General features: G+C 64.6%; 26 protein-coding genes and 1 tRNA gene. 21 read left to right on the forward strand and 6 right to left on the reverse strand.

What is annotated here, in order from left to right:
- Positions 1-17 precede the first annotated feature (17 nt).
- The 3 genes from kduI to FJ954_RS19320 are packed head-to-tail and all read left to right on the forward strand — an operon-like array spanning position 18 to position 1979.
- Positions 18-869 (forward strand): 5-dehydro-4-deoxy-D-glucuronate isomerase, encoded by an 852-nt coding sequence (gene kduI / locus FJ954_RS19310; protein ID WP_140662554.1) that lies wholly within the window; start codon positions 18-20, stop codon positions 867-869.
- The gene (gene kduD, locus FJ954_RS19315) at positions 866-1630 is read left to right on the forward strand and encodes a 2-dehydro-3-deoxy-D-gluconate 5-dehydrogenase KduD (RefSeq protein ID WP_140662556.1); all 765 of its coding nucleotides are present in this window, start codon (positions 866-868) and stop codon (positions 1628-1630) included. Before kduI ends, kduD begins: the two co-directional genes overlap by 4 nt.
- A 10-nt stretch (positions 1631-1640) precedes the next feature.
- Positions 1641-1979 (forward strand): cupin domain-containing protein, encoded by a 339-nt coding sequence (locus FJ954_RS19320; RefSeq protein WP_140662558.1) that lies wholly within the window; start codon positions 1641-1643, stop codon positions 1977-1979.
- A gap of 153 nt (positions 1980-2132) precedes the next feature.
- On the opposite strand, the gene FJ954_RS19325 is transcribed toward FJ954_RS19320, so the two are convergent.
- Positions 2133-3554 (reverse strand): coniferyl aldehyde dehydrogenase, encoded by a 1422-nt coding sequence (locus FJ954_RS19325; RefSeq protein WP_140662560.1) that lies wholly within the window; start codon positions 3552-3554, stop codon positions 2133-2135.
- Positions 3555-3791: 237 nt separating this feature from the next.
- On the opposite strand from FJ954_RS19325, the gene recQ reads away from it, so the two are divergent.
- A complete protein-coding gene (gene recQ, locus FJ954_RS19330; protein WP_140662562.1) occupies positions 3792-5627 on the forward strand; it encodes a DNA helicase RecQ in 1836 nt (611 codons plus the stop codon).
- Between the two features lie 62 nt (positions 5628-5689).
- On the opposite strand, the gene FJ954_RS19335 is transcribed toward recQ, so the two are convergent.
- The 3 genes from FJ954_RS19335 to FJ954_RS19345 form a co-directional block, all read right to left on the reverse strand.
- Positions 5690-7033 carry a phospholipase D-like domain-containing protein gene (locus FJ954_RS19335; protein ID WP_210243327.1) on the reverse strand — a complete coding sequence of 448 codons (1344 nt, stop codon included), beginning with the start codon at positions 7031-7033 and terminating at the stop codon, positions 5690-5692.
- A gap of 1 nt (position 7034) precedes the next feature.
- Positions 7035-7427 carry a low affinity iron permease family protein gene (locus FJ954_RS19340; RefSeq protein WP_318011701.1) on the reverse strand — a complete coding sequence of 131 codons (393 nt, stop codon included), beginning with the start codon at positions 7425-7427 and terminating at the stop codon, positions 7035-7037.
- A 559-nt stretch (positions 7428-7986) separates the two neighbouring features.
- A tRNA-Ser gene (locus tag FJ954_RS19345) sits at positions 7987-8076 on the reverse strand.
- A 326-nt stretch (positions 8077-8402) separates the two neighbouring features.
- Between FJ954_RS19345 and FJ954_RS19350 the strand changes: the two genes are divergently transcribed.
- From FJ954_RS19350 to FJ954_RS19360, 3 genes are all read left to right on the forward strand, one after another.
- Complete coding sequence (locus FJ954_RS19350) at positions 8403-9074, forward strand: 50S ribosomal protein L21 (protein WP_140662565.1); 672 nt, start codon at positions 8403-8405, stop codon at positions 9072-9074.
- A 100-nt stretch (positions 9075-9174) separates the two neighbouring features.
- Positions 9175-9444 carry a 50S ribosomal protein L27 gene (gene rpmA, locus FJ954_RS19355; protein WP_015315190.1) on the forward strand — a complete coding sequence of 90 codons (270 nt, stop codon included), beginning with the start codon at positions 9175-9177 and terminating at the stop codon, positions 9442-9444.
- Between the two features lie 118 nt (positions 9445-9562).
- Positions 9563-10150 carry a GNAT family protein gene (locus tag FJ954_RS19360; protein WP_140662567.1) on the forward strand — a complete coding sequence of 196 codons (588 nt, stop codon included), beginning with the start codon at positions 9563-9565 and terminating at the stop codon, positions 10148-10150.
- A gap of 99 nt (positions 10151-10249) precedes the next feature.
- On the opposite strand, the gene FJ954_RS19365 is transcribed toward FJ954_RS19360, so the two are convergent.
- The gene (locus FJ954_RS19365) at positions 10250-11119 is read right to left on the reverse strand and encodes an endonuclease/exonuclease/phosphatase family protein (protein WP_140662568.1); all 870 of its coding nucleotides are present in this window, start codon (positions 11117-11119) and stop codon (positions 10250-10252) included.
- A 132-nt stretch (positions 11120-11251) separates the two neighbouring features.
- Between FJ954_RS19365 and obgE the strand changes: the two genes are divergently transcribed.
- The 5 genes from obgE to FJ954_RS19390 all read left to right on the forward strand — a co-directional run bounded on the left by obgE (position 11252) and on the right by FJ954_RS19390 (position 16742).
- The gene (gene obgE / locus FJ954_RS19370) at positions 11252-12283 is read left to right on the forward strand and encodes a GTPase ObgE (RefSeq protein WP_140616594.1); all 1032 of its coding nucleotides are present in this window, start codon (positions 11252-11254) and stop codon (positions 12281-12283) included.
- Between the two features lie 4 nt (positions 12284-12287).
- Positions 12288-13424 (forward strand): glutamate 5-kinase, encoded by a 1137-nt coding sequence (proB, locus tag FJ954_RS19375; RefSeq protein WP_015315193.1) that lies wholly within the window; start codon positions 12288-12290, stop codon positions 13422-13424.
- A 3-nt stretch (positions 13425-13427) separates the two neighbouring features.
- On the forward strand, positions 13428-14714 hold the full coding sequence (locus tag FJ954_RS19380; RefSeq protein ID WP_140662570.1) for a glutamate-5-semialdehyde dehydrogenase: 1287 nt from the start codon (positions 13428-13430) through the stop codon (positions 14712-14714).
- Positions 14715-14741: 27 nt separating this feature from the next.
- Entirely contained in the window at positions 14742-15374 is a 633-nt protein-coding gene (locus FJ954_RS19385; RefSeq protein ID WP_224591736.1) for a nicotinate-nucleotide adenylyltransferase, read from the forward strand.
- A gap of 69 nt (positions 15375-15443) precedes the next feature.
- Positions 15444-16742, forward strand: coding sequence for an MFS transporter (locus FJ954_RS19390; protein WP_140662572.1), 1299 nt, complete (start codon positions 15444-15446; stop codon positions 16740-16742).
- On the opposite strand, the gene FJ954_RS19395 is transcribed toward FJ954_RS19390, so the two are convergent.
- Complete coding sequence (locus FJ954_RS19395) at positions 16743-17594, reverse strand: mechanosensitive ion channel domain-containing protein (protein WP_140662574.1); 852 nt, start codon at positions 17592-17594, stop codon at positions 16743-16745.
- A gap of 242 nt (positions 17595-17836) precedes the next feature.
- On the opposite strand from FJ954_RS19395, the gene rsfS reads away from it, so the two are divergent.
- From rsfS to FJ954_RS19440, 9 genes are all read left to right on the forward strand, one after another.
- Positions 17837-18214: a ribosome silencing factor gene (gene rsfS, locus FJ954_RS19400; RefSeq protein WP_015315198.1), complete on the forward strand. Its 378-nt coding sequence runs from the start codon at positions 17837-17839 to the stop codon at positions 18212-18214.
- Positions 18215-18296: 82 nt separating this feature from the next.
- Positions 18297-18779, forward strand: coding sequence for a 23S rRNA (pseudouridine(1915)-N(3))-methyltransferase RlmH (rlmH, locus tag FJ954_RS19405; protein WP_140662576.1), 483 nt, complete (start codon positions 18297-18299; stop codon positions 18777-18779).
- A gap of 157 nt (positions 18780-18936) precedes the next feature.
- The gene (locus tag FJ954_RS19410; protein WP_140662578.1) at positions 18937-20286 is read left to right on the forward strand and encodes a murein hydrolase activator EnvC; all 1350 of its coding nucleotides are present in this window, start codon (positions 18937-18939) and stop codon (positions 20284-20286) included.
- A 1-nt stretch (position 20287) separates the two neighbouring features.
- Positions 20288-21619, forward strand: coding sequence for a S41 family peptidase (locus FJ954_RS19415; protein WP_015315201.1), 1332 nt, complete (start codon positions 20288-20290; stop codon positions 21617-21619).
- A 182-nt stretch (positions 21620-21801) separates the two neighbouring features.
- Positions 21802-22983 (forward strand): divergent polysaccharide deacetylase family protein, encoded by a 1182-nt coding sequence (locus FJ954_RS19420; RefSeq protein WP_140662580.1) that lies wholly within the window; start codon positions 21802-21804, stop codon positions 22981-22983.
- A 36-nt stretch (positions 22984-23019) separates the two neighbouring features.
- Positions 23020-23541, forward strand: a complete 522-nt coding sequence (locus tag FJ954_RS19425) for an RNA pyrophosphohydrolase (RefSeq protein WP_140662582.1) — start codon at positions 23020-23022, stop codon at positions 23539-23541.
- 97 nt (positions 23542-23638) lie between these two features.
- Positions 23639-24778: an alanine racemase gene (alr, locus tag FJ954_RS19430; RefSeq protein WP_140662584.1), complete on the forward strand. Its 1140-nt coding sequence runs from the start codon at positions 23639-23641 to the stop codon at positions 24776-24778.
- A gap of 272 nt (positions 24779-25050) precedes the next feature.
- The gene (rnk, locus tag FJ954_RS19435) at positions 25051-25473 is read left to right on the forward strand and encodes a nucleoside diphosphate kinase regulator (protein WP_140662585.1); all 423 of its coding nucleotides are present in this window, start codon (positions 25051-25053) and stop codon (positions 25471-25473) included.
- A gap of 14 nt (positions 25474-25487) precedes the next feature.
- Positions 25488-26030, forward strand: a complete 543-nt coding sequence (locus FJ954_RS19440) for a nucleoside-diphosphate kinase (protein WP_140662587.1) — start codon at positions 25488-25490, stop codon at positions 26028-26030.
- Positions 26031-26076: the final 46 nt, after the last annotated feature.

A 26076-nucleotide genomic window follows, 5' to 3' on the forward strand; every position in this document is an offset into this window, starting at 1 on the left:
CGAAAGCCAGGACAGAAATGAGCCAGAACCACACCGACTACACATCGCGCTTCGCCATCGACCCGGCGGCGGCGGCCGCCATGGGAACGGATGAGCTGCGCCATAATTTCCATATCGAGGATCTCTTCCAGCCCGGGCGCATCAGCCTGACCTACACGCACTACGACCGCATGATCGTCGGCGGCGCCGTGCCTGCGGCAACGGCACTGCCACTGGAAGCGATCAAGCCGACCGGCACCAAGGGGTTTCTCGACCGGCGCGAATTGATCGCCGTCAACATCGGCGGTGCCGGCACGATCGAAGCCGGCGGCCAGTCCTTCGACCTGCGGGCGCGCGACATGCTCTATCTCGGCATGGGCACCGACACGGTTTCCTTCGCTTCTGCTGATAGGAACGACCCCGCCAAGTTCTATCTGCTCAGCGCCCCGGCGCATCAGGCTCATCCCAGCCGGCTGATCCGCCTCGATGACGCCAAGCGCCTCGATCTCGGCAGCAAGGAGGCCTGCAACGAGCGCTCGATCTTCCAGTTCATTCATGCCGGGGGAACAAAAACCTGCCAGCTCGTCGTCGGCATGACGCAGCTGGCGCCGGGCTCGATCTGGAACACCATGCCATGCCATGTGCATGACCGGCGCATGGAGGCCTACCTCTATTTCGACCTGCCCGAGGCGGCCCGCGTCTTCCACTTCATGGGCGAGCCGGACGAGACACGTCACATCGTCATGCGCAACGAGGAGGCGGTGCTGTCGCCGGGCTGGTCGATCCACTCAGGCGCCGGCACGTCCAATTATGCCTTCATCTGGGCGATGGCCGGCGACAATGTCGACTACACCGATGTCGATCCGGTGGCGATGGACATGCTGCGGTGAGCGACCTCTCCGCCTTCAGCCTGGCCGGCAAGCGCATCCTGGTGACCGGCGCCAACACCGGCATCGGCCAAGGTATTGCCATCTCGGTCGCGCGCGCCGGTGGCGCCGTGATCGGCGTCGGCCGCTCATCGATGGACGACACCGCGAGCAAGGTCGGCGCGGTGGGCGGCCAATTCAAGGCGGTGAGCATCGATCTTGCCGACACGGCAGCAGTCGGACCGATGCTGGACCGCGTCTGGGATCAAAACGGTCCGATTGACGGGCTGGTCAACAATGCCGGCATCATCCGGCGCGCCGATGCCGTCGATCTCGGCGAAGCCGACTGGGACGACGTGATCGACGTCAATTTGAAGTCCGTCTTCCTGCTGTGTCAGTCCTTTGCGCGGCGCCTCCTTGCCGGTGGACGCCAGGGCAAGATCGTCAACATCGCCTCGGTGCTGAGTTTCCAGGGCGGCATCCGCGTCGCGTCCTACACGGCGTCCAAGCATGGCGTGCTCGGCATCACCAGGCTGCTCGCCTGCGAGTGGGGGGCGAAGGGCATCAACGTCAACGGCATAGCGCCGGGCTATATCGACACCAACAACACGCAGGCGCTGCGCGCCGATCCCGACCGCAGCGCGGCCATCCTCGGGCGCATTCCCGCCGGCCGCTGGGGCGAGCCCGGAGACATTGGCGATGCCGCCGTCTTTCTGCTGGCGCCGGCCTCGAACTATATGCATGGCGCGGTGGTGCCGGTGGATGGGGGATGGCTGGCGCGATGAGGAGAAGACGATGACCGAGCCGAAGATTTTCGCGCATGCCGGCCAGGGTGACTGGACGCCGACCCCGGACGGCAATCGCCGGCGGGTTCTCCTCACTACCGACGAACTGATGATGGTCGAATTCGGTTTCGACAAGGGTGGTGTCGGCGCCTTGCACTCGCATCCGCATGTGCAGGCGAGCTATGTCGCCGAAGGCCGTTTTGAGGTGACCATCGGCGGCCGGACCGAAATCGTCGAGACCGGCGGCAGCTTCATCGTGCCGTCCGGCCTGGTGCACGGCGTCAAGGCGCTCGAGGCGGGGCGGCTGGTCGACAGTTTTACGCCGCACCGCGCCGATTTCCTCGCCTGACCGGGTCGCCGACGATTTCTGGGCCAACGGAAAAACCCGCGCCTCCAGGGAAGCGCGGGTTGTTGCCTGGGCGCCAATGGCGCCGCGGTACTCAAAACATCACCGCAGAGTGCGAAAGCTGCCGCATCATGGTGAAGATAGACTTAATGCGCGTCAGGTGATGCGCCTGAGCAGGCCGAAAAGCCGTTCGAACGTCTTGCCGTAGGGCGGCCGCAGAAGGCTCCCTGCGCTCAAGCGCGACTGCAGGAAGACCGGTTTCTCCTTGCTGAAGGTGCGGAAACCCCATTCGCCGTGATAGGCGCCCATGCCGCTGGCGCCGACGCCGCCGAAGGGCTGGTTCTCCTGCACCAGATGCAGCATGCAGTCGTTGATGGTGACGCCGCCGGCGACCGTCTCGCGCAGGATGCGCTGGCGGTTGCCGCCGTCGTTGCCGAACCAGTAGAGCGCCAGCGGCCGGTCGGCCTGGTTCACATAAGCGATCGCGTCGTCGAGCGTGGCGTATTCGACGATCGGCAGCACCGGGCCGAAAATCTCCTCGCGCATCAGCTTCAGGTCCGGGCCTGCGTTGCTGACCAGGGTCGGCGGAAGCTTCCGGCCCGCATTGCCGAGGTCCTCGCCGGCCGGGTTGATCTCGGTGACATCGGCACCCGTGTCGCGCGCTTCTGCGATCATAGCGCGCAGACGCTGGTAATGCCGATCGCTGATGATGGCGGTATAGTCGGGGTTGTCGCGCAGCGAGGGGTAGAGCCGCGCCATGGCGATTGCGAGCTTCGCGGCGACCGTACCTGCTTGTCCCTTCGGCACCAGCAAATAGTCCGGCGCGATGCAGGTCTGCCCGGCATTCAACAGCTTGCCATAGGTGACGCTGGCGACCGCAGTGTCGAGATCGCAGGAGGGGTCGAGGATCGCCGGCGACTTCCCGCCGAGTTCGAGCGTGACCGGGGTCAGGTTGGCGGCGGCGGCGATCGCAACCTGGCGTCCGACCGCCGTCGAACCGGTGAACAGCAGATGATCGAACGGCATCGAGACGAAGGCTTTCCCCGTATCGGCATCGCCGGCGATGACGCTGAGTTCATCCGGGGCGAAATTTTCGCCAGCCAGCCTGGTCAGCAGCCCGGAAAAAGCCGGCGTCAGTTCGGAAGGCTTGACCAGCACGCGGTTGCCGGCGGCAAGCGCGGCCGTAACCGGCGCGACGGCGAGCTGAAAAGGATAATTCCAGGGAGACACGATACCGACGACGCCGAGCGGCTGCGGCACGAGGCGGTTCCTGCCTGGCAGAAACGGCAAGGTGGTGGCAACGCGGCGCTCCCGCATCCAGCCGCCGACATGGGCGAGCGCATGGCGAATGCCGGCGCGCACGACGAACAGTTCGGCCAGGCGGGTCTCATGCGCCGAGCGGCCGCCGAAGTCGGCATCGATCGCAGCGCAGATTTCGGTCTCGTGCCGCTCGGTCAGCGCCAGCAGGCGCCTCAGCCGGTCCTTGCGGACGCCAAGGTCGGGAAAGGGTTGTGCCTTGAAGGCGGCGCGCTGCAGCCGGAACCGCTCGCCCAGCAAATCCTGTCTCACCTGCAGCATCGCGCCCTCCGTGGCGTATCGGCGAGGGCAAGCTTACATCGCAACGCGGCGGAATCCATCAGGGGTGCGTGTGCCGCTGGGGAAGGCGTCGCCGGCGGTGTTGCCGAGGGCATTGAGAGGGCTGTTGTGATGGGATGAGCGGTGAGCTACTCCAAGGCCTCACAAGGAGTTGCCCTTGACCGTCTTCCCCGATCTCTCCCGTACGCGAAAAATCGCTTGCCGCCAGGTGACTGTCTGATGCCGGCTCAGGCGGCGGGCATCAGGGCCGGGGATCCCAAGCGGCGCGTCCTGAAGGAGGTGTTCGGCTTCGACGATTTTCGCCCCGGCCAGGCCGACGTGATGGATACACTGCTTAGCGGGCGCCATGTGCTGGCCGTCATGCCGACGGGCGCGGGCAAATCGCTCTGCTACCAGGTTCCGGCGCTGGTTCTGGGCGGGCTCACCCTCGTCGTCTCGCCGCTGGTGGCTCTGATGCAGGACCAGGTCGCGGCGCTGCGGCTTGCCGGCGTGGCGGCCGATACGATCAATTCCTCGCTCGACCGCGAGGCCAATGTCGCGGCCTGGCGCCGTGTGGCATCTGGCCAGACGCGGCTGCTCTATCTGGCGCCGGAGCGGCTGATGACCGAGCGCATGCTGGACGCCCTTTCCAGGCTCCACGTCAGCCTGATCGCCATCGACGAGGCGCATTGCATCTCGCAATGGGGTCCGGCGTTCCGGCCCGAATATGAGGATCTGTCCCGGTTGCGCGGTATCTTTGCCAATGTGCCGATCATCGCGGTGACGGCGACGGCTGATGAGAGCACGCGTACCGACATCGCCGCCCGCCTGTTCGCCGAGCAGGTCGAAACGCTGGTGCTCGGTTTCGACCGGCCCAACATCAAGCTGGCCATCGCGCCCAAGCAGGACAGCAAGCGCCAGCTGCTCGGCTTCATCGAGCGCCATGCGGGCAAGAGCGGCATCATCTATTGCTTGTCGCGCAAGAAAACGGAAGAGATCGCGGCCTTTCTGAAGCGCAACGGCGTCACCGCGCTCGCTTACCACGCCGGCATGAGCAAGGAGGCGCGTGAAGCCAATCAAAACGCCTTCATGACCTTGTCCGGCGTCGTCATGGTGGCAACCATCGCGTTCGGCATGGGCATCGACAAGCCTGATGTCGCCTTTGTCTTCCACACCGATATGCCGGGCAGCCTGGAAGCCTATTATCAGGAAATCGGCCGTGCCGGCCGCGACGGACGCGAGGCCGAGGCGCATATGCTTTACGGCCTTGGCGACATCCGCATGCGCCGGCTGTTCATCGACGACGAGGATGCCTCGTCAGAGCACAAGAGGCGGTCACACCGCCGGCTCGACACGCTGATCGGCTATTGCGAGACGGCGCAATGCCGCCGCCAGGTGCTGCTCGGCTATTTCGGCGAAGAGGCCCAGGCCTGCGGCAATTGCGACAACTGCCTCGACCAGGCGCCGCGCGCCGATGGCAGTGCCGAAGCGCGGAAGATCCTGGCGGCGGTCGCAGAGAGCGGCGAGCGCTTCGGCGCGGCCCATGTCATCGATATCCTGCTTGGCCACGAGACCGAGAAGGTGCTGGCGAGAGCTCATCAAACACTCAGCAGTTTCGGCACCGGCGCCGCGCACAGAAAGACAGTGTGGCTGTCGCTGGTCCGGCAACTGGTGGCCGGCGGGTTCCTGATGCCGGATCCCGAGGGCCATGGCGGTCTCGCCATCTCCGAAAGCGGCCGCGCGCTCGGCCGTGGCGAGATTGCATTCCAGTATCGCGTCGAGACGCGGGACCCTCTGGCGCGCGGCAGGAAGCGTTCCGGGGAAGGCGCCGCCGCCGGAGCCGAGGGCGTCGATGCTTCGCTGCTGGCGGCGCTCAAGTCGCTGCGGCTACGGCTCGCCAAGGAGCGACAGGTGCCGGCCTATGTGGTGTTTTCCGACCGCACGCTCATCGACATGGCCGACCGCCGCCCGCGCGACCTCGACGCCTTTGCCGAAGTGAATGGCGTGGGAGGGGCCAAGCTCAAGGAGTTCGGCGCGGTTTTCCTGGCCGCGATCGCCGCGCAACAGCCTGATTGAAAGCTTGATGGCGAGCGGTAGGGCTGATCAGGCTGGTCGAATGAGCAGTAAAAGCCAGGTCATCAAAGTTGGGAGCGCAGCCTGCTGGCCAGCCAGTCCGAAATTTTTTCCCGCAGGGGACGCGCTTCCCATTCGGCCAGGGTAACTTGCCGGGACCTCCCAAGGTCCTGGTTGAACAGGTCGATCTGCGTGTTCGCGAAATCCCTGCCGTAGACGTTCAGACTGGCTTCATCGTTCAGCCGCAAGGAGCGTTCGTCCAGATTGGTGGAACCAAAGCTCGTCCAGATGTCGTCAACGATCAGCAGCTTGGGATGATACATGGTGGGTTGAAACTCGTAGATACGCACTCCAGCCCTAAGCAAGTCGCCCCAGAAATAGCGCGAGCCCTTCCGAACCAAAGGCACGTCGGTGAGCGCGTTCGGAACGATCACATCGACAGACACGCCTCGCTTCCTGGCGTCCAGGATCTGCTGGAGGGCGATGTCGTCGGGGACGAAATAGGCCATTCCGATTCGCAGGTGATCCCTCGCGGCGGCTATCGCGGCCAGCATCATCAATTCCATGTTCTCCGAGCCATTTGGCTGCGAAGAAAGTATCAGCTGGGCGCCGAGCGACCCCGCCGGTTCGGGCGGAGGGTAGAACTTCCGACCCTGCAATGTCTCACCGGTCGTCTCCAACCAATTTTCGGCAAAGGCTGCCTGGAAAGCAGGCACGGCGGTCCCTTCGATCCGATAGTGCGTATCGCGCCATTCATCCGGATTGCGGGCGTCTCCCCGCCATTTGTCGGCGATGCCGACGCCGCCCGTAAAGGCCACCCGTCCGTCGACGATGAGCAGTTTGCGATGGGTCCGGTTGTTCACGCGGTCCAACGTATACCAATGGATCGGCCGGTAGCGCTGGAACCTCACGCCGGCTCCTGTCATGATGTGGATCAGGTTTTCGTCGAAAGGCAGGCTGCCGACCCAGTCGACAAGCACGCGGACCTCCACACCTTGCCGCGCCTTGGCCGCCAATGCTCGTGCGAATTCATATCCAACAGCCCCAGACCAATAGATATAGGTTTCAAAATCGATGGTGGACCGGGCCGCGCCGATTGCCCGGAGCATCGAAGGAAAAATCTCGTCGCCGTTCACAAGGGTCTGCACCGCGTTCGCGTTTGACATCTGTCCCAGCGAGTAGCTGCTCATCGACCTCGCGAACTGCGGATCCGATGCGTCGAAGCGATGCGGGACAATCGTCCGCAAAACCCGCGGTTCAGGGGTCAGGTTTATGGCCGCCAACGTGGCCAGACCGGCGACAACCGCAACGGCCACATAGCTTAATCCCTTGAGCAGCGGGCTGAATTTTCGATCCAACCGCGTTGGCTTCGCGCCCCTCAGGAACGCCACGAGACCGGCAGCGCGCATGTTAGTCGCCCTGCTGCTTGCGATCGCGATGTTTCTCGATGTCCTCGGGCTCTTCATCGTCGATGCGGGTGATGGTCGAAGCCGAACTGTTTGATCTCAGCATTTCGTCCAACTTGGCATGAATGGCCTGGGTATCGCGATGTTCAGCCCGCTGAATGAAGAGCGTCATGGCCCAGGTGAGGAGCGTAGCCGCGCCATGCCAGTTCAAGCTTTGCCGGTCGAAAACGATCCAGAAGATCGCATAGGCCAGCAGGACCAGGAATGCTGCCGGACGAGAGGTCCACGTGCCGATCGAGGTGAGCGCGCCGGTAATGGGGTGATTTGCCATCAGCAGGAACTTTCCACGGTAACGCAGGTTCCCGCGAGCGCGTCGGCGAAGGCTGCCGTGCGGCACAGTTGTCTGCAGAAAGCGCCGTCAGGCCCTGACCATCCGTCTGGGTTGGGCGTTGTCTCGAACGGCTGCAGCGTCAGAGGCTGCAATGGGAGCCTTGCGATCGCGGGCCTGTCTCGGAGCGCCGCAGCGTCGGGACGTCGTCAAGCAGGCAGCCCGGCGAGTACTGCGCCAATACCCTTTCCAGACGCGCCAGAAGGACTTTCCTCGACTTTATCTCGTACCCCAACCGCAATGTGCCTCCCATGCTTTTGCGGTTGGTGGTCAACTCCTGCTGGAGGATGCCGATGCGGATGCGTACCTCATCGGCCTGTGCTCGAAGTGCTGCCTTGATTGGCCCTCGACCTTGCATGCTGAACTCGATCTCCCCTGGAAACGGATATCGAACTTGAGGGACATGCTTTGGTTCCTCGGCATCGCTTCTTATTTTCCGACCCGCGACAGCCGGTCGCGTCCCGCCGCACGCATGTCAGCGCCTGTCGGCGATCATTATCGCCGAGGATGGGGACGAACCCGCGAATTGGCGGTAGCCGATGCCGCCGGCATTTTCTATTTGGGGGAATGGCGGAGAGGGAGGGATTCGAACCCCCGATGGGCTTGCACCCATGCCGCATTTCGAGTGCGGTGCATTCGACCACTCTGCCACCTCTCCGCGGTCATGGTCGGCCGTTGCCGGCGCGGCGCACTAGATAACGGCTGAACGGGCAGGTTACAAGGCCAAATCCACCGGAAATTCAGCTTCCTGTCCGGGCCTCGGTCGGAGTGCCACGCTCCGTCCTCGGCAGGAGTCTGGCCCGCATGGCAGGGAACCCGGCCCGTTTGCCTTGACTCCTACGCAACCTTCGGTTAGGGACAGCGCGCAATCGGCGTGGAGGGTTCTTCCACGCCGCTTGTTTTTTGAACCCGCAGACTGACAAAAAGACGGCCGAACCGCCAGAGGCGGTTCATCAAGGCCGACCGAACAGCGAAAGGCAAAAAATGTTCGCAGTCATTAAAACGGGCGGTAAGCAGTATCGCGTTGCCGCCAACGATCTCCTGAAGATCGAAAAAGTCGAAGCCAATGTCGGCGACATCGTCGAGATCGGCCACGTGCTCGCCCATGGCGAGGGCGAGAATGTCACGTTCGGCGCGCCGTTCGTCGATGGCGCCCTGGTGACCGCCGAAGTCGTCGAGCAGGGCAAGAACCGCACGGTCATCGCTTTCAAGAAGCGTCGCCGCCAGAATTCGCGCCGCAAGATCGGCCATCGCCAGCTTTTGACCACCGTGCGGATCTCCGAGATCCTGCTGGGTGGCGCCAAGCCCGCCAAGAAGGCGGCCGTCAAGGCGGAAGCCAAGGCTGAAGTCGCTCCCGAGGCGGCGCCGAAGGAAGCCAAGGCCAAGAAGGACGCCGCCCCCAAGGAAGACGCGAAGGCCGAGGCCGTCGCCGCGCCGCTGTTCAAGGCGCCGAAGGGTGAGCCGGACGACCTGACCGTGATCAAGGGCATCGGCCCGGTCGCCGCCAAGGATCTCGCCGAGCAGGGCATCATCACCTTCGCGCAGCTCGCCAAGCTGACCGAGAAGGACGTTGCCAAGATCGACGAGAACATGCCGTTCAGCGCCGACCAGATCAAGGACTGGCGCGAGCAGGCCAAGGAACTGGCTAAGAAGTAAGGCGAACCGGCGCGAAACGTCGCCGGATCGGGCTTGAAACGGAACGCGAACGCGTTCATAAGACCATTCAAGCGCCCATGGGCGCATCGGAGTTAGTTAGATGGCACACAAGAAAGCTGGCGGCTCGTCGCGCAACGGCCGCGACTCGCATTCCAAGCGTCTGGGCGTGAAGAAGTTCGGCGGCGAAGCCGTCATCCCGGGCAACATCATCATTCGTCAACGCGGCACCACCTGGCATCCCGGCGTCAATGTCGGCATGGGCACGGACCACACCCTTTTCGCGCTCGAAACCGGCGCCGTGACGTTCAACAAAAAAGCCAACGGCCGAACCTACGTATCGGTCAACCCGATTACCAAAGCCGCGGAGTAGCCGGTTCCGCACTAGAACACCGGCGCCCATCTCGGGACCGGTATCTGGAAAAACCAGGAAAAGGATCAGGGGAGATGGGTTTCCATCTCCCCTTTTTCTTGTGCCTGGAGGACTTCAAATGGTTGCCGAAGCGGAAGATTCAGAAGACGAAAGTTACGCGATAGATTGCCCGGTGCTGGTCACCGAGCGGCTGGTGATGCGCGCTCCCGATGAGCGGGATATCGCGCAACTGGTCGAACTTGCCGACAACCGTCACGTTGCCGAGATGCTGGCGCGCATGCCGCACCCCTATGGCGAGGCCGAGGGACGTGCTTTCCTCGCCATGACCAAGGCGCGCCGCGCCGGCATCGCCTATGCGCTGACGCTGGCAGGCACCGACACTTTCGTCGGCTGCGCCGGGCTGAACGCCACCGATCGCGGCCTTGAGCTCGGCTACTGGATCGGCGAACCCCACTGGAAGAAGGGCTACGCGACGGAAGCAGCGCACGCACTGGTCGACCTCGCCTTCCAGAAGACGTCGATCCAGGTGCTGCAGGCCTCGACGAGGGTCATCAATCCGGCTTCACGCCGCGTCATCCACAAATGCGGTTTCCAATATGCCGGCCAGGGCATGCTGAACTCGATCGTTGCCGGCCAGGTGCCGGTCGAGCGTTACCGGCTCGACAGGAAAACCTGGACGAGCCTGCGCAATTGGATCCACTTCTAGGTGCGTCGATGTTCAGGTGGGGCCGGCCTGACCTGAATATCGGCACACCTTGGCGCGTGGGGCGGAACAGGATAAATCAGCTGGGGACCAGACTTGGGCCTAGCCCAGTTCGACCCAGACCGGCCGGTGGTCGGAACCGACTGACTGTCTATCGACCCACAGGCGCTTCAGCGACCGGGCAAGCGACGCGCTGGTGAAGACGTAGTCGATGCGCTTGTGGCGGCTGGCGTTGGTGGGGTCCTTGGGGTCGACCCAGGAGACGAGATCGTCGCCGGCGACATCGAGGCGCAGGGCGGCATCGACGGCGAAGTCGGCGGTCAGCGGCATGCCGAATTCATGGTCCGGCCGGCCGGCCAGTTCGACATATTCGGGCGAGCCGGCCAGCATGTTGAAATCGCCCATGCCGACAAAGGCCTCGGGATGCGGCAGTTCCGGCAGGCCGATCTCGGCGACGCCGGACAGCGCGCCGCCTTCGAGCGCATAGTTCAACAGGCGCTGGCGCAGGAACTGGATCTGGCTGGCGCGTTCGACCGGGCTGCGGTGATCGAGATGGATGGAATAGAAGCGGATGAAACCAAGCGGCGTCTCGATCAGGGCTTCCAGCGCGCCGCGCTGGAAGTTCATCATCTCGAAGCTGCGGCTGCGCGGCAACAACAGGTTGCGCGACAGATGAATGGGCGTTTTCGACAAGACCATGTTGCCGAGCTGGAAGGTCGTGGTGATGGCGCGGCCGTCCTCGATGCGCGAGCCGATATTGGCCTCGAAATTGCTGCCATAGACGGCGAAATAATCGGGCAGCGCCTCGCCGATCTCGGCCACCATGTCGCGGTTGCCGTTCCGGGGATTGTTGCGGGTGACCTCCTGCAGCGCGATTACGTCGGCGCCGCGCACCGCGTCGGCGATGCGCCCGAGATCGTAGCGTCCATCGAGACCGATGCCGTACTGGATGTTGTAGGTTACAAGCTTCATTCCGACGTCTCTCCGGCCAACCCCGCGCGGCCATCGTCACAAAACGGCCTCGCCCTTCGCCGCGCCTTGGTTTAGAGCAAGGCCCAAGGTTTAGAGCAATGCCGCAAGACCAATAAAAGAAACTGCAGTCCCATGAAATTTCTCGATCAAGCCAAGGTCTATGTCCGCTCCGGTGACGGGGGCGCCGGTTCGGTGTCGTTCCGGCGCGAGAAGTTCATCGAGTTCGGTGGACCGGATGGCGGCGATGGCGGCCGCGGCGGCGACGTCTGGCTGGAAGCGGTCGACGGGCTGAACACGCTGATCGACTATCGCTACCAGCAGCACTTCAAGGCCAAGACCGGAGTCCACGGCATGGGCCGCAACATGACCGGCGCCAAGGGCGCCGATGTCACGCTGAAAGTGCCGGCCGGAACGCAGGTCTTCGAAGAGGACAATGAGACGCTGATCTGCGACCTCACCGTCGTCGGCCAGCGCTTTCTCCTGGCCAAGGGCGGCAATGGCGGCTTCGGCAACCAGCACTTCAAGACCTCGACCAACCAGGCGCCGCGCCGCGCCAATCCCGGCCTCCCCGGCGAAGAACTCAACATCTGGCTCAGGCTGAAGCTGATTGCCGATGCCGGTCTGGTCGGGCTGCCCAATGCCGGCAAGTCGACATTCCTTGCCGCCGTCACCGCGGCCAAGCCGAAGATCGCCGACTATCCGTTCACGACCCTGCATCCGGGCCTCGGTGTCGCCCGCATCGATGCGCGCGAATTCGTCATCGCCGACATTCCAGGTCTGATCGAAGGCGCGCATGAGGGCGTCGGCATCGGCGACCGCTTCCTCGGCCATGTCGAGCGCACGCGCGTGCTGCTGCACCTGGTCTCCGCGCAGGAGGAGAATCCGGGCAAGGCCTACAAGACCGTGCGGGCCGAGCTCGAGGCCTATGGCCACGGCTTGACCGACAAGGCCGAGATCCTGGCGCTGAGCCAGGTCGATACGCTCGACGCAGACGCGCGCAAGAAGAAGGTCGCCTCGCTGAAGCGTGCCGCCGGCCGCGCGCCGATGCTGCTGTCGGCGGTCACCGGCGAGGGCGTCGAGGCGGTGCAGCGCGCGTTGATGGCTGTCATCGCGGAGGCGCGCGCGCGGATCGTCGCGCCGGTCGAGTCGCGCTGGGAAAAGTAAAGTCATGCAGCCGCTCAGGAAATACCGGCGCATCACCGTCAAGATCGGCTCGGCATTGCTCGTCGACCGCGCGAGCGGCCTGAAGCGCGACTGGCTGGCCTCGCTCGCCGACGACATCGCGGTGCTTGCCCAGGGAGGAGCCGAAATCCTCGTCGTGTCGTCGGGCGCCATCGCGCTCGGCCGCACCATCCTTGGCCTTGGAAAGCGCGCCCTGAAGCTCGAGGAGAGCCAGGCCGCCGCCGCCGTAGGGCAGATCGCGCTCGCCGGCGCATGGTCGGACGCGCTCGGCAAGGGTGCCTTGAAATCGGGCCAGATCCTTTTGACGCTCGGCGACACCGAGGAGCGCCGGCGTTATCTCAACGCGCGGGCCACCATATCGACGCTGCTCAAGATGAAGGCGGTGCCGGTCATCAACGAGAACGACACGGTGGCGACCTCCGAAATCCGCTATGGCGACAATGACCGGCTGGCGGCCCGCGTCGCCACCATGATGGGCGCGGACCTTCTGGTGCTGCTCTCCGACATTGACGGGCTCTACACCGCGCCGCCAGCGTCGGACCCCGGTGCAAAGTTCATTCCGGTGGTCGACCGCATCACACCAGACATCGAAGCGATGGCGGGAGCCGCCGCGTCCGAGCTGTCGCGCGGCGGCATGCGTACCAAACTCGACGCGGGCAAGATCGCCAATGCTGCGGGCACGGCGATGATCATCACCTCCGGCACAAGGCTGTCGCCGCTGATGGCGATCGAGCGCGGCGAGCGCGCGACGTTCTTCAAGCCCAGCGCCAATCCGGTGAAAGGCTACAAGACCTGGATCGCCGGCCAGCTCGAACCGGCCGGGCGGCTGACCGTCGATGCCGGCGCCATCGGCGCGCTCATTTCGGGCAAGTCGCTGCTGCCGGCCGGCGTCAAGCTGGTCAGCGGCAATTTCTCCCGCGGCGACACGGTTGCGATCCTGTCGCCCGAAGGCCGCGAGATCGCGCGCGGGCTGGTTGCCTACGATGCCGCCGATGCCGTAAGGATCGCAGGCCTGAAGACGGCCGAGATCGAGACGGTGCTCGGTTACGAGGCGCGTTCGGCGATGATCCACCGCGACGATCTCGTCGTAAGTCACGCCGGAAGCGACACAAGCGGAGGATGAGCCATGCTGAAGCTGCATGAAAAATCCGGGGACGACACCGTGGCGCTGATGGCCGATATCGGGCGCCGCGCCCGCGCTGCCGCCCGACCGCTGGCCATCGCCACCGCCGCCGCCAAGAACGCCGCTCTTGTCGCTATGGCCGACGCGATCATTTCCCGCGCGCGGGACATTCTCGACGCCAACGCCATCGATGTCTCGAATGGCCACGAATCCGGGCTTTCCGGCTCTTTCATGGATCGGCTGAAGCTCGATCCGGCACGCATCCGCGCCATGGCGGACGGTATTCGCGAAATCGCTGCCCTGCCCGATCCAGTCGGTGATGTCATCGCCGCGTGGGAGCGGCCGAACGGTCTGCGCATAGAGCGCGTACGTACGCCGCTCGGTGTTGTCGGCGTCATCTATGAAAGCCGGCCGAACGTGACGGCGGATGCCGGCGCTCTCTGCCTCAAGGCCGGCAATCCGGTCATCTTGCGCGGCGGCTCGGATTCACTCAATTCCTCCTCGGCGATCCATGCCTGCCTGGTCGAGGGACTGAAGGCGGCCGGTCTGCCCGGGGATGCCATCCAGCTGGTGCCGACCACCGACCGCGCTGCGGTCGGCGAGATGCTCAAGGGGCTTGGCGGCAATCTCGACGTCATCATTCCGCGCGGCGGCAAAAGCCTGGTCGGGCGGGTGCAGAGCGAGGCGCGGGTGCCGGTCTTCGCCCATCTCGAAGGCATCTGCCATCTCTATATCGACCGCTCCGCCGAGCTCGACATGGCGGTGCGGATCGCCGTCAACGCCAAGATGCGGCGCACCGGCGTCTGCGGTGCCGCCGAAACGCTGCTGGTCGACCGTGCGGTCGCCGCCACCCATCTGGTGCCGGTCCTCGATGCGCTGCGCGCCGCCGGCTGCGAGATCCATGCCGATCAAGAAGTGATGAAAATGTTCTTCGACGCCAAGCCGGCGACCGACGCCGACTGGGTGACCGAATATCTCGACGCGATCATCGCGGTGAAGCTGGTCGACGGGATCGCTGGTGCGATCGATCACATCGAAACCTTCTCCTCGCATCATACCGAGGCGATCGTCGCCGAGGACGCGAAGGCGGTCGAACGGTTCTTCAACGAGATCGATTCGGCGATCCTGCTGCACAACGCCTCGACGCAGTTCGCCGATGGCGGCGAGTTCGGCATGGGTGCCGAGATCGGCATCGCCACCGGCAAGATGCACGCGCGCGGGCCGGTCGGCGTCGAGCAGTTGACCTCGTTCAAATATCGCGTGCGCGGGTCGGGACAGGTGAGGCCTTGAAGCTTTTCGTCGCCAGAGCCTGAAGCGATGCTGGCCTCTTCCGAACCGGCGATACCCTCCAGCTATCTGAAGATGCCGCATGCCGAGAAGGGGCTGGCCGTCGGACTGTTTGGCGGTTCGTTCAACCCGCCGCATGCCGGCCACGCATTGGTCGCCGAAATCGCTTTGCGGCGTCTGGCGCTGGACCAGCTTTGGTGGATGGTGACCCCAGGCAATCCACTGAAGAGCACGCGCGAACTGGCGCCGCTGGGCGAGCGCATCGTGCTTTCCGAGAAGATCGCCAAGAACCCGAAGATCAAGGTCACCGCCTTCGAGGCGGCACACAATGTGCGCTACACCGCCGACACGCTGGCGCTGGTCAAGGCGCGCAATCCCGGCGTCGACTTCGTCTGGATCATGGGCGCCGATTCCCTGAGGGACTTCCATCGCTGGCAGCGCTGGCGCGAGATCGTCATGACCTTTCCGATCGCGGTCATCGACCGCCCGGGCGCGACGCTGTCCTTTCTGTCGTCGGTTGTCGCCAAGACCTTCGATTACGCCCGCATCGACGAAGGCGACGCGCCAAGGCTTGCGCGGATGAAGGCGCCGGCCTGGACCTTCATCCACGGTCCGCGTTCCTTGCTGTCGTCGAGCGCGATCCGGAAGATGGCGAAGGGTTGAGCGTCGTCCGTCCGGCCATGTCGTTTTTACAGCGGCGTCCGCCTGACCCATGGGCGATGCTGACCAGCCATGGCGATTCACAAGAAAACCCATCCCACGATCGATCCCGACCAGGGCAGCACGCCTGCGCCGCTGATCGCGATTGCCAGTGTCATCGTGTCGATGGCGCTGATTGCCATCGGCAACGGGCTGATGTTCGCCTATATCCCCGTCCGGCTCGGCGTCGAAGGGTTCGATCCGGTCTGGGCAGGGCTGATCGTCACCGGCCTGTCGGCCGGCGGCCTCGCCGGCTGTATCCTGACCGGTCCGCTGGTGCGCCGGGTCGGCCACGCCCGCGCCTTCATGGTGCTGTCGGCGCTGATCGCGCTGTCCAATGCCGCCATCGGCGCCGGACCGCACCCGCTGCTGTGGATCGTGGCGCGCGCGCTTTACGGCTTTGCCATATGCGGCCTGTTCATCGTCGCGCAAAGCTGGCTCAACGACGCGCTGCCGAACGCCGTACGGGGCCGGGTGATGGCCGTGTTCTACGTCGCCTACATTGCCGGTCTTGGGGTCGGCTATGCGACGCTTGCCGTGATCGACATCCACACGGCCGCCGCGTCGCTGATCGGCATCGCCTTTACCGCTCTGTCGATCCTGCCTGTCGGCATGACACGCCTTGCCCAGCCGCCGGCGCCGCAGGCGGCTTCGGTGGCTCTGCGCCAAGCCTGGCGGATTTCGCCGGTCGGCGTCGCCGGCATGCTGGCGGTCGGCGGCCTGTCGATGATCATTTCCGGCTTCGCGCCCATCCACGCGACGGCCAAGGGCTACAGCCAGGCCGATGTCGCGCTGCTGCTGTCGGCAATGCCGGTCGGCACGCTGATCCTGCAGATACCGCTCGGCTGGCTCTCCGACCGTACTGATCGGCGCTACGTGCTTGCCGGCGCCGCGGCGCTGGCGGTGGTTGCGAGCGTGCTCGCCATCGCCTTCGACGGCGGTGCGCTGATGGCGCTGGTGGTGATCTACCTGATCTGGGACGGGGCGGCGGAATCCATCTACGCGCTCTCCAGCGCGCATGCCGCCGACCGCGCCAGGAAGGATGAACTGCTGGCGCTGTCGAGCTCGATGCTGTTTGCCTGGTCGCTCGCCGGCTTCATCGTGCCAGGCATTGTCACGGCGCTTTCCGCCGTCTTCGGCACGGCAACCTTCATCTATGTCGGCATCGTCATCGCCTCGGCATTCTGCCTTTTCGTGCTGTGGCGGGTGATCGCGGCGGGCCGCGTTCCGGCGGCCGCCACGGGCAGTTTCGCGCCGATGTCGGCGCAAGCGCCCTTGCCGGTCGAACTCGCCTTCGCGCCGGACGAAGTGATCCGCCACAGGGGCGACTGATTACTGCTTGCGGGCCTCGGGTGGCGGTGCCTGCGGAGGCGGCTGCGGGATCGAGATGCCCTCGCTGTCGAAGGCCTGCTTGGCAAGTTTCGTCATGTCGATCTGGGTGGCGAAATGGTCCGCCGCCGCGGTCCAGTAGCGCAAGGTGAGCGAAACGGTCGTATCGCCGAGCCCGGCCACGAAGGCGATCGGCGCCGGTTCGCGGCGGATGCGCTTCTCGGCACCGGCAATGGCAAGCAATGTCTTCTGGGCGCCGTCTATGTCGTTCCAGGAGCCGATGCTGAGCGTGATGTCTGTGCGGCGCACGCCGTTGCGGGTGAAATTGCGCACCGGCTGGTTCCACAGCGTCGAATTCGGTGCCAATATGTAGATGCCGTCGGCGGTCCTGAGCTTGGTGGCGAAAAGGCCGATTTCCTCGACCGAACCGGCAATGGAACCGACCTCAACGGATTCGCCGATGCGGAATGGCCGCAACGCGAGCAGCATAATGCCTGCGGCGATGTTCTGCAGCGTGCCTTGCAGGGCGAGACCGATGGCGAGGCCGATGGCGCCGATCGCGGCGATGATCGATGCAGTCTGCACGCCGAACTGGCCGAGCACCATGATGACGACGAGGATCAGAATGGCGTAGCGCCCGATCTTGGAAAAGAAATGCCGCAGCGTCGCGTCGAAACCATGGATATGGCCGAGGCCAGCCGAGATCGAGCGCTCGGCAAGGTTGGCAACGATGTAGCCGACCACCAGGAGGATGACGGCGCCGATGGCGGAAAAGGAATAGGAGACGATCAGCGTACTCAACTGCGCGAGGCCGGTCTGGACGGTGAGAAGGGTGTTTTGCGGGTCGATCGGCATGGCGGGATTCCGGTTGGTCGGTCAGCCGGTAACCGCTGTGGAAGGCCTGGGTTCCGATGTTTTTGCGTCACCCGTGGAACAACATTCCACTCGGCGAGTTCGCGTCGATCGGGGCTCCGTCTTGAAACTGCAACGGAACTCTGCCTATCTAAGTGGTGTCACCTGCTTTAAGGGGTGATTTGGTTGTTCTTGCTGCGAAAGGAAATACACTGAGAACAGCACTGCGGAAGAAGGCCGACATCGTGCCTTCGCCGGCCAGGATCAGCGTAGACGACGCCGTGTCCCGTGCCATCAAGACAGTCCTTGCCAGTCTGGAAGACTCCAAGGCCGAAAACATTGTCTCAATCGACATTCAGGGGAAATCGAGCCTCGGCGACTACATGGTCGTTGCGTCGGGCCGATCGCACCGTCATGTCGCGGCTGTCGCCGACCATCTCCTCAAGGCGCTCAAGGATGCCGGCCTCGGCACCGCGCGCGTCGAGGGACTGTCAGGCGCCGACTGGGTCCTGATCGATTCTGGCGATATCATCGTCCATGTCTTCCGCCCCGAAGTCCGCGAATTCTACAATCTCGAAAAGATGTGGCAGGCGCCGGATCTCGAGGAAGAGACCCTCCACTAAGCCGATTGTGTTCGATGCATGTCGTTGCCGTAAACCGGTTCCCCCTGTCGGGTGACATGCATTAGCGGCTATAGAGGCGAGGATGAGGATTTCAGTTCATGCAGTGGGCCGAATGAAAGCCGGCCCCGAGCGGGAGTTAGCCGACCGCTATTTCGAGCGGTTCGCCAAGAGCGGACCCGGCGTGGGGCTCGAATTCGCCGGGATCACCGAGATCGTCGAGGGCCGCGCGCAGAGCGCCACCGAGCGCCAGCGCGACGAAGGTTCGCGGCTGCAGGCACAGCTGCAGCCAGGTACGGCCCTCATCCTGCTCGACGAGCGAGGCAAGAGCCTGTCTTCACAGGATTTCGCCGGCCGTCTGGGACAGTTGCGCGACGGCGGACGCAAGGCGCTGGTCCTCGCCATTGGTGGCGCCGACGGCCACGATCCGTCGCTGCGCGGCCAGGCCGAGCTGGTGATGTCGTTCGGGGCGCTCACCTGGCCGCATCAGCTGGTGCGGGTGATGCTGGGTGAACAACTCTACAGGGTGGCGACGATCCTGTCGGGTCATCCCTACCACAGGTCCTGAAAGCCGCCGGATCGCACCGAATTTGGCCCCAAATGCCGCGCAAGATTCGACGTGGGCCTGTTTTTCCGTTGCATTGCGTTATTGCGAACCCTTTGGGCGACAGGCGCTAACATGGTTGATGATTCGTTAACGAAGGCGCGGATAGAATCGATCGCGAATGTCTGAAGGCTGGAAATCGACGACGGGCCCATCGACGGGGGGCTCCTGGCGCGTGCGCTGCGGTATCGCCGCGGCGGCGGTGCTTCTGTCGCTGCATGCTGTGCGGGCCGAAAACACGCTCGACATGGCGCCCGATCCGGACCAGAGCCGTGCCGAATACGAGCAGGTTTCGAAGGAAATAACGCTGTCGTCCGAACGGCTGGCCAAGCTCGCCGCCGATATCGCCGCGGTCAAGAAGGACCACGCCTCGATCACCGCAGCACTCATCCAGTCGGCGATGACCGAGCAGAAGCTCGGCCAGGACATCGAGGACATCGGCGCCAAGCTGGAAGGGCTGAAGGGCCAGCAACAGAAGATCCGTACTTCGTTGGCGGCGCGACGCGATGTGCTGGCCGAAGTGCTGGGCGCCCTGCAGCGCATGGGGCTCAACCCGCCGCCGGCGATCCTGGTCAAGCCGGAAGATGCGCTGTCGTCGGTGCGCAGCGCCATCCTGCTCGGCGCCGTGGTGCCTGAATTGCGCCAGCAGACCGACAGCCTGCTGGCCGATCTCAAGGAGCAGACCCGGGTGACGGCTTCGATCGAGGCCGAACGGGCGCGGCTGACGGCGGCGGTCGGCGATCAGACGGCGGAGAAGAAGCGGCTCGGAATGCTGCTCGAAGCCAAGCAGAAGCTCGAGACCGACACGAAGGCGCAGATGGCGGCCGAACAGCAGCGTTCCGAGCAATTGGCGGCCAAAGCCAGCAGCCTGAAGGATCTGATCGCCTCGCTCGAAGCGCAGGCGGACAAGAACCGCAGGGCGGCGGATGCCGCGAAGGCAGCCGCCGCTGGCCAGGCCGGCGGCACCGAGCCCGGTGGCGACCAGACGGCATCGCTGCCGGTTCCCGAAGGCAACAGGTTGACCGCCGCGGCGCCTTTCTCGGCACTGCAAGGACAGGTCGCCCTGCCGGTCACCGGCCGCATCAAACGCAGGTTTGGCGCCGACGACGGTAACGGCGCCTTGATGCTTGGGGACATGGTTGCGACACAATCGGGAGCCATCGTTACCGCGCCGGCGGATGGGAATGTGCTTTATGCGGGGCCGTTTCGCTCCTACGGTCAACTCTTGATCCTCAATGCCGGCGACGGTTATCATGTCGTCTTGGCTGGGATGAGCAGAATCAGCGTCGCGACTGGCCAGTCGGTGCTTGCAGGAGAGCCGGTCGGCGCGATGGGAGAAGCCCGGGTGGCAAGCACCTCGGTTTCGAAGAATGGAAATGCCACGCCGGAGCTCTATGTCGAGTTCCGCAAGGATGGAAAACCCGTCGATCCGGCCCCATGGTGGGCGGACCGTTTTTCTGGAAGGACGTGAAATGATGCGGAAACTGTCGCTTCTGTTTGCCGGTGCGCTGATGGGCGCGTCCGCCATGAGCCTTGTCTATGGCGCACCCGGCTCGGCGGCGAACGCTGCGGGGTCGGAGACCTACAAGCAACTGGCGATCTTCGGCGACATCTTCGAGCGGGTGCGGGCGCAGTATGTGACCCCGCCCGACGACAAGTCGCTGGTCGAGAACGCCATTAACGGCATGCTTTCCTCGCTCGACCCGCACTCCTCCTACATGAACGCCGAACAGGCGCAGGACATGCGCGTGCAGACCAAGGGCGAGTTCGGCGGCCTCGGCATCGAGGTCACCATGGAGAACGACCTGGTCAAGGTGATCACGCCGATCGACGATACGCCGGCCGCCAAGGCTGGCGTGCTGGCCGGCGACTATATCGCCAAGATCGACGGCGAGGAGGTTCGCGGCCTGACGCTCAACGACGCGGTCGACAAGATGCGCGGCCTGGTCAACACGCCGATCAAGCTGACCATCCTGCGCCAGGGCGCCGACAAGCCGATCGAGCTGACGGTGGTGCGCGACATCATCAAGGTCAAGGCGGTCAAGTTCCGGGTCGAGAACGATATCGGCTACATGAAGATCACCTCCTTTACCGAGAAGACCTATGACGACCTCGAGAACGCCATCGAGACCATCAAGAAGCAGGTGCCGGACGACAAGCTGAAGGGCTATGTGCTCGACCTGCGCCTCAATCCGGGCGGCCTGCTCGACCAGGCGGTGAGCGTGTCGGACGCCTTCCTCAAGCGCGGCGAGATCGTCTCGACGCGCGGACGCGATCCAAAGGACGTCACCCGCTTCGACGCCAAGCCGAAGCAGACCGACGACATCAACGGCAAGCCGATGATCGTGCTCGTCAATGGCGGCTCGGCCAGCGCTTCGGAAATCGTCGCCGGCGCGCTGCAGGACCTGCGCCGCGTCACGGTGGTCGGCACGCAGTCCTTCGGCAAGGGCTCGGTCCAGACCATCATCCCGCTCGGCGAGAATGGCGCGCTCAGGCTGACGACGGCGCTCTATTACACGCCATCGGGCAAATCGATCCAGGGCAAGGGCATCACGCCCGACATCAAGGTCGACCAGCCCCTGCCGCCCGAACTGCAGGGCAGGGACCTGACGCGCGGCGAATCCGATCTCAAGGGCCATATCAAGGGCGCCGACGAGAGCAAGACCGGCTCGGGCTCCGCGGCCTATGTGCCACCGGATCCGAAGGACGACCTGCAGCTCATCTATGCCGAGCAGCTGCTGCGCGGCCAGAAGACCGATCCGGCCTTCCCGCCCAATCCGGAAAAGGCCGTGCTCAACCAGTAAGGCAACCGGTCTGGCCGGTTGAACGAAGCAATGCAATGCTGCCGGGACCGAAAGGTTCCGGCAGTTTGATTCGGGGGGCAGGACCAGGCCTCCAGATATGGCGCCTAGGCGCCAGGATTGATGAATTCGTGCATGTGTTGCCGAAGGAGGTCACCTTCGGAACCGTGCATCGGGGATAGGGCTTGGCTGATATCGGCAAGGACATCGAACGCCCGCTTGGACAGGCCGTCCGGGCGCCTCGCGGCGCCGGCAAGATCAGCGTCGGTGTGATCGCGGCGAGCGCGATCGTGCTTGCCGTGGTCGGCGTCTCGGCCGCGATCGCGTTCAGGGAAAAGCCGTTTCGAAAGCCGCAGGAAGTCGCCGTCTCGACGCCGAAAGTGACCGCGGCGGCCGAGCCCGCCGCGTCGCCTCCCGCATTGGCCCCGGCGGCGGCGCCAAAGGTGGAGATGCCGGCCAAGACGGGCGGTCCGCAGATCATTCATGTGCAGACCGAAGAAGGCGATGGCCCGCCAAAGGCGGCAATCGTCATTCGCGATCCATCGACCGTCGGCCAGAACCTCAAGATCGCGCATATTCCCGACAAGGCGCTGATCGAAACCAGTGAAACCGGGCCCTTGCCGATGCGCTCCGCCGACGGAAGGCGACCGTTCGACGTCTATGCGCGGCCATGGTCCGGCACGCGTGGCGCGCGTGTGGCGATCATCATCGGCGGGCTCGCGGTTTCACAGACTGGTACCCAGGCGGCGATCGCCAAGCTGCCGGCGGAAGTGACGCTGGCCTTCGCGCCACAGGGCAACAGCATCGGCCGCTGGATGCAGGCTGCAAGGCAGAGCGGCCACGAGGTCGTCATGCAGGTGCCGCTCGAGCCGTTCGACTATCCCAAAGTCAACCCCGGCCGCAACACGCTGACGGTGGCGGCGAGCGCGGAAGAAAACCTGAAGAACCTGCACTGGGCGCTGTCGCGGACGACGAACTATACCGGTGTCATGAACTATATGGGCGCGCGGTTTTCCGCCGACTCCGCGGCGATGGAGCCGTTCATGGCCGAACTTGGCAAAAGGGGCCTCGCCTATATCGACGACGGCTCGTCGGCGCGCAGCTTGGCTCCGGACATGGCGCTGAGGAATGGCGTCCCTTTCGTCGCCGGCGACACGGCGATCGATGCGGTGCAGGATCGCGGCGCCATCCTGAAGAAGCTCGACAGCCTCGAAGCGACCGCGCGTGCCAAAGGCACGGCCGTCGGCATCGGCTCGGCTTTCGACCTGACGGTCGACACGGTCTCGTCATGGGTGGCCGAGGCCAAGAAGCGCGGCATCGAGATCGTGCCGATTTCAGCGGTGGCCGTCGATCCGCAAAAGAGTTAGCCAAGGCCTTCGGAAGGCGACTGGAGAGACTAAGTGATGCCGCAGACAAAAAAAGTCGACCGCGAAACGCTGCCCTACCGACCCTGTGTCGGGCTGATGATCCTCAATGGCGAGGGGCTGGTCTGGGTCGGGCATCGCATTGCCGAACCCGACAGCGAGTTCGCCGGCACGACGCAGCTCTGGCAGATGCCGCAAGGCGGCATCGACAAGGGCGAGGAGCCGTTGCAGGCCGCCGAGCGCGAGCTCTACGAGGAGACCGGCATGCGCAGCGTCTCGCTGTTGGCAGAAGCGCCGGACTGGATCAACTATGACCTGCCGGACCATCTGGTCGGTATCGCCTTCAAGGGGCGGTATCGCGGCCAGACGCAGAAATGGTACGCCTTCCGCTTCCATGGCGATGCCAGCGAGATCCAGATCAATCCGCCGCCGGGCGGCCACACAGCCGAATTCGACAAATGGTCATGGCGGCCGATGCAAGACCTACCCGACCTGATCGTGCCGTTCAAGCGCAAGGTCTATGAAGAGGTGGTGGGCGCGTTCCGTCACCTTGTGCCATAGCTGGACGGGCTCCGGCCGCGGTTCAAACGCCCGCGGTTGCCGCGCCGGTTCGACCGCCTTATTGATTTGATGTCTGTCCGTCACAAGAAGGGCCGCCATGTACGACGCCCCCAAAAGATCACTGTCCGAGGAAGCCGACGCCCCGAGCGAGGCTGCTGCCGGGGCCATCCTCACCATCGATCTTGGCGCGATCCGTGAAAATTACCGGCGACTGAAGGCGCGGCTGGGCGGCGTGCGCTGCGCGGGCGTGGTCAAGGCCGACGGCTACGGTCTGGGTGCGAGCCAAGTGGCATCGACGCTGATGAAAGAAGGCTGCGACATCTTCTTCGTCGCTCTGCTGGCCGAAGGAATCGCGCTCCGCAAGGCGATCGGGGCAGGACCCGAGATCTATGTGCTGAACGGTCTGCCGCCAGGCTCCGAGGGGGAAGCGGTCGCGTCTGGTCTCTGCGCGGTCATCAACAGTGGCGCACAGTTGAGAGCCTGGCGCGCGGCGGCACATCGCGTTGGCCAAAGACTTCCGGCCGCGATCCAGGTCGACAGCGGCATGTCGCGACTTGGCATGGCGCCGCCCGAAGTCGAAGCCATGGCCGGCGACACCGCCGCGTTCGATGGCATCGCCATCAGGTATGTAATGAGCCACCTGGCCTGCGCCGACGAGCCGCACCATCCCGCCAACGAACAGCAGCGGCGGGCCTTCGAGCGGTTGCGTGCCATGCTGCCCGGGGCGCCCGCCTCGCTCGCCAATTCCTCCGGCATCTTTCTGGGACCGTCCTACCATTATGATCTCGCCCGCCCTGGCGCCGCGCTCTACGGCATCAATCCGACGCCTGCCGAACCCAACCCGATGCTGCCCGTGGTGCGGCTGCAGGCCAAGGTGGCGCAGACGCGCGGCGTCGAAAAGGGCACCGGCATCGGCTATGGCCACACCTACCACGCGGAAGGGCCGCTCAGCCTGGCGACGATCTCGTTCGGCTACGCGGATGGCTGGCTGCGCCGGTCCGCGTCGGCCGCCTGGTTCGAGGGCGCGCGCCTGCCCTTCCTCGGACGCGTGTCGATGGATTCGATCATTCTCGACATCTCGGCCTTGCCGCCCGGCAGGCTCCGCGAAGGGGATCTCGTCGAACTGCTCGGCCCTTCACAGAGCGTCGACGATGCCGCCGGCCATGCCGGCACGATCGGCTACGAAATCCTGGCCAGCTTCGGAACGCGGTTTCACCGGCGCTATGTTGGCGGCTGAGCGGTTTGGCCGCGCTTGACAAGCGGACGCCTGTCGGCAAGGTTCGGCGCATGAGCAACCTCGCTTATAGCACAACCTTGTTCAGGGTCTGCCCGATCGCGGGATCGTAGCCCCGGCGCGGCCGCCTTCTGGCGTCCGTCCGTACCGGGGCATCCATACATCCACAAGCGCAAGCCGAACAGCCCTTCGCGGCTGCCGGCCTTTCATCACGCCGCCGCCAGTGCGGCGGCAGGCGCGCATCCGTTCGATGCGCCGATCCCATGAGGTTTGCCATGCAACATGCAAAAGAACTGCGTCCAAACAGCCATATTCTGATCAGCGAAGCCGACCATGACAGGCTGACCGGCCTGGCGAGGGCGTTGCTCGATCGCGCGCCCGAGACGGCCGAGGAGCTGCTTTCGGAAATGGACCGGGCCGTCGTCACGAACGCGGCGGCGATGCCGGCCGGTGTGGTGCGAATGGGCTCGACGGTTATGGTGCGCGGCGAAAGCGGGGACACCCAGCGCATCATGCTGGTCTACCCGGGCGAGGCCGACATAGCCGAGAACCGGATCTCGGTGCTGACGCCGATGGGAACCGCGCTCATCGGCGCGAGCGTTGGGCAGGCGGTTTGCTGGAACGGTCGTGGTGGTCGGGAACTGTCCGTGACCGTCGAAGCCGTCGATACGCCGGCTTCCGGCCCGCAACGAGCTTGATGGCGGAGGCGGTGATGACGAGCACGAATTGCTGCCTGACGACGAAGGACTTTGCCGTTCTCGAAGTCATGCTGGAGCGCCGGCGGGCATTCGCGGATCCGATCGTGCGCATGCTCGAACACAAGCTTTCACGCGCCGATGTCGTGCCGATCGATTCGGTCGGCCCCGACATCGTCACGCTGAACAGCAGGGTAGTGTTCGGCGTCGATACCGGTCCCGCGGAGACGCGAACCCTGGTGCAGCACGAGGTGCGCGGGCCGGTCGGCTCCAGCCTGTCGGTCGCAACGAGGCGCGGGCTCTGCATGCTTGGCATGGTGCAAGGCCAGACTGCAATGGTCGAACACGCCGACGGCCGGCGGGAGTCGATCCTGATCCGGGCCGTGCTTTACCAGCCGGAGGCTGCCCGGCGCACGGTCAGGCAGAAACACCAGGCTGACGCGCAGCGACCGCACGGGCTCAGGCTCGTCTACAGTGCCGCAGCCGATTGGAGGCCTCTTGGCGAGACGGCCGGAATGCGGCAGACAGAAGACGACGACCCCGGTCCCTCGGCGGCGTGAATGGGCAACAGCGCGTGGTCTCGAAGATCGGCATCGATTTTCGCTC

Origin of the sequence: Mesorhizobium sp. B2-3-15 (genome assembly GCF_006442875.1) — a bacterium.
In the GTDB taxonomy this organism is placed as follows: Bacteria; Pseudomonadota; Alphaproteobacteria; order Rhizobiales; family Rhizobiaceae; genus Mesorhizobium; species Mesorhizobium australicum.

Excerpts from the sequence above, each read along its gene's own strand:
- FJ954_RS19385 (WP_224591736.1), top strand. The coding sequence starts at position 14,742 with ATGCTGGCCTCTTCCGAACCGGCGATACCCTCCAGCTATCTGAAGATG.
- FJ954_RS19325 (WP_140662560.1), bottom strand. The coding sequence starts at position 3,554 with ATGCTGCAGGTGAGACAGGATTTGCTGGGCGAGCGGTTCCGGCTGCAG.
- rpmA (WP_015315190.1), top strand. The coding sequence starts at position 9,175 with ATGGCACACAAGAAAGCTGGCGGCTCGTCGCGCAACGGCCGCGACTCG.
- FJ954_RS19335 (WP_210243327.1), bottom strand. The coding sequence starts at position 7,033 with ATGCGCGCTGCCGGTCTCGTGGCGTTCCTGAGGGGCGCGAAGCCAACG.
- FJ954_RS19365 (WP_140662568.1), bottom strand. The coding sequence starts at position 11,119 with ATGAAGCTTGTAACCTACAACATCCAGTACGGCATCGGTCTCGATGGA.
- FJ954_RS19390 (WP_140662572.1), top strand. The coding sequence starts at position 15,444 with ATGGCGATTCACAAGAAAACCCATCCCACGATCGATCCCGACCAGGGC.
- proB (WP_015315193.1), top strand. The coding sequence starts at position 12,288 with ATGCAGCCGCTCAGGAAATACCGGCGCATCACCGTCAAGATCGGCTCG.
- rlmH (WP_140662576.1), top strand. The coding sequence starts at position 18,297 with ATGAGGATTTCAGTTCATGCAGTGGGCCGAATGAAAGCCGGCCCCGAG.
- FJ954_RS19350 (WP_140662565.1), top strand. The coding sequence starts at position 8,403 with ATGTTCGCAGTCATTAAAACGGGCGGTAAGCAGTATCGCGTTGCCGCC.
- FJ954_RS19360 (WP_140662567.1), top strand. The coding sequence starts at position 9,563 with ATGGTTGCCGAAGCGGAAGATTCAGAAGACGAAAGTTACGCGATAGAT.
- FJ954_RS19395 (WP_140662574.1), bottom strand. The coding sequence starts at position 17,594 with ATGCCGATCGACCCGCAAAACACCCTTCTCACCGTCCAGACCGGCCTC.
- FJ954_RS19415 (WP_015315201.1), top strand. The coding sequence starts at position 20,288 with ATGATGCGGAAACTGTCGCTTCTGTTTGCCGGTGCGCTGATGGGCGCG.
- rnk (WP_140662585.1), top strand. The coding sequence starts at position 25,051 with ATGCAACATGCAAAAGAACTGCGTCCAAACAGCCATATTCTGATCAGC.
- FJ954_RS19410 (WP_140662578.1), top strand. The coding sequence starts at position 18,937 with ATGTCTGAAGGCTGGAAATCGACGACGGGCCCATCGACGGGGGGCTCC.
- obgE (WP_140616594.1), top strand. The coding sequence starts at position 11,252 with ATGAAATTTCTCGATCAAGCCAAGGTCTATGTCCGCTCCGGTGACGGG.
- FJ954_RS19380 (WP_140662570.1), top strand. The coding sequence starts at position 13,428 with ATGCTGAAGCTGCATGAAAAATCCGGGGACGACACCGTGGCGCTGATG.
- FJ954_RS19320 (WP_140662558.1), top strand. The coding sequence starts at position 1,641 with ATGACCGAGCCGAAGATTTTCGCGCATGCCGGCCAGGGTGACTGGACG.
- FJ954_RS19425 (WP_140662582.1), top strand. The coding sequence starts at position 23,020 with ATGCCGCAGACAAAAAAAGTCGACCGCGAAACGCTGCCCTACCGACCC.
- FJ954_RS19440 (WP_140662587.1), top strand. The coding sequence starts at position 25,488 with ATGACGAGCACGAATTGCTGCCTGACGACGAAGGACTTTGCCGTTCTC.
- recQ (WP_140662562.1), top strand. The coding sequence starts at position 3,792 with ATGCCGGCTCAGGCGGCGGGCATCAGGGCCGGGGATCCCAAGCGGCGC.
- kduI (WP_140662554.1), top strand. The coding sequence starts at position 18 with ATGAGCCAGAACCACACCGACTACACATCGCGCTTCGCCATCGACCCG.
- alr (WP_140662584.1), top strand. The coding sequence starts at position 23,639 with ATGTACGACGCCCCCAAAAGATCACTGTCCGAGGAAGCCGACGCCCCG.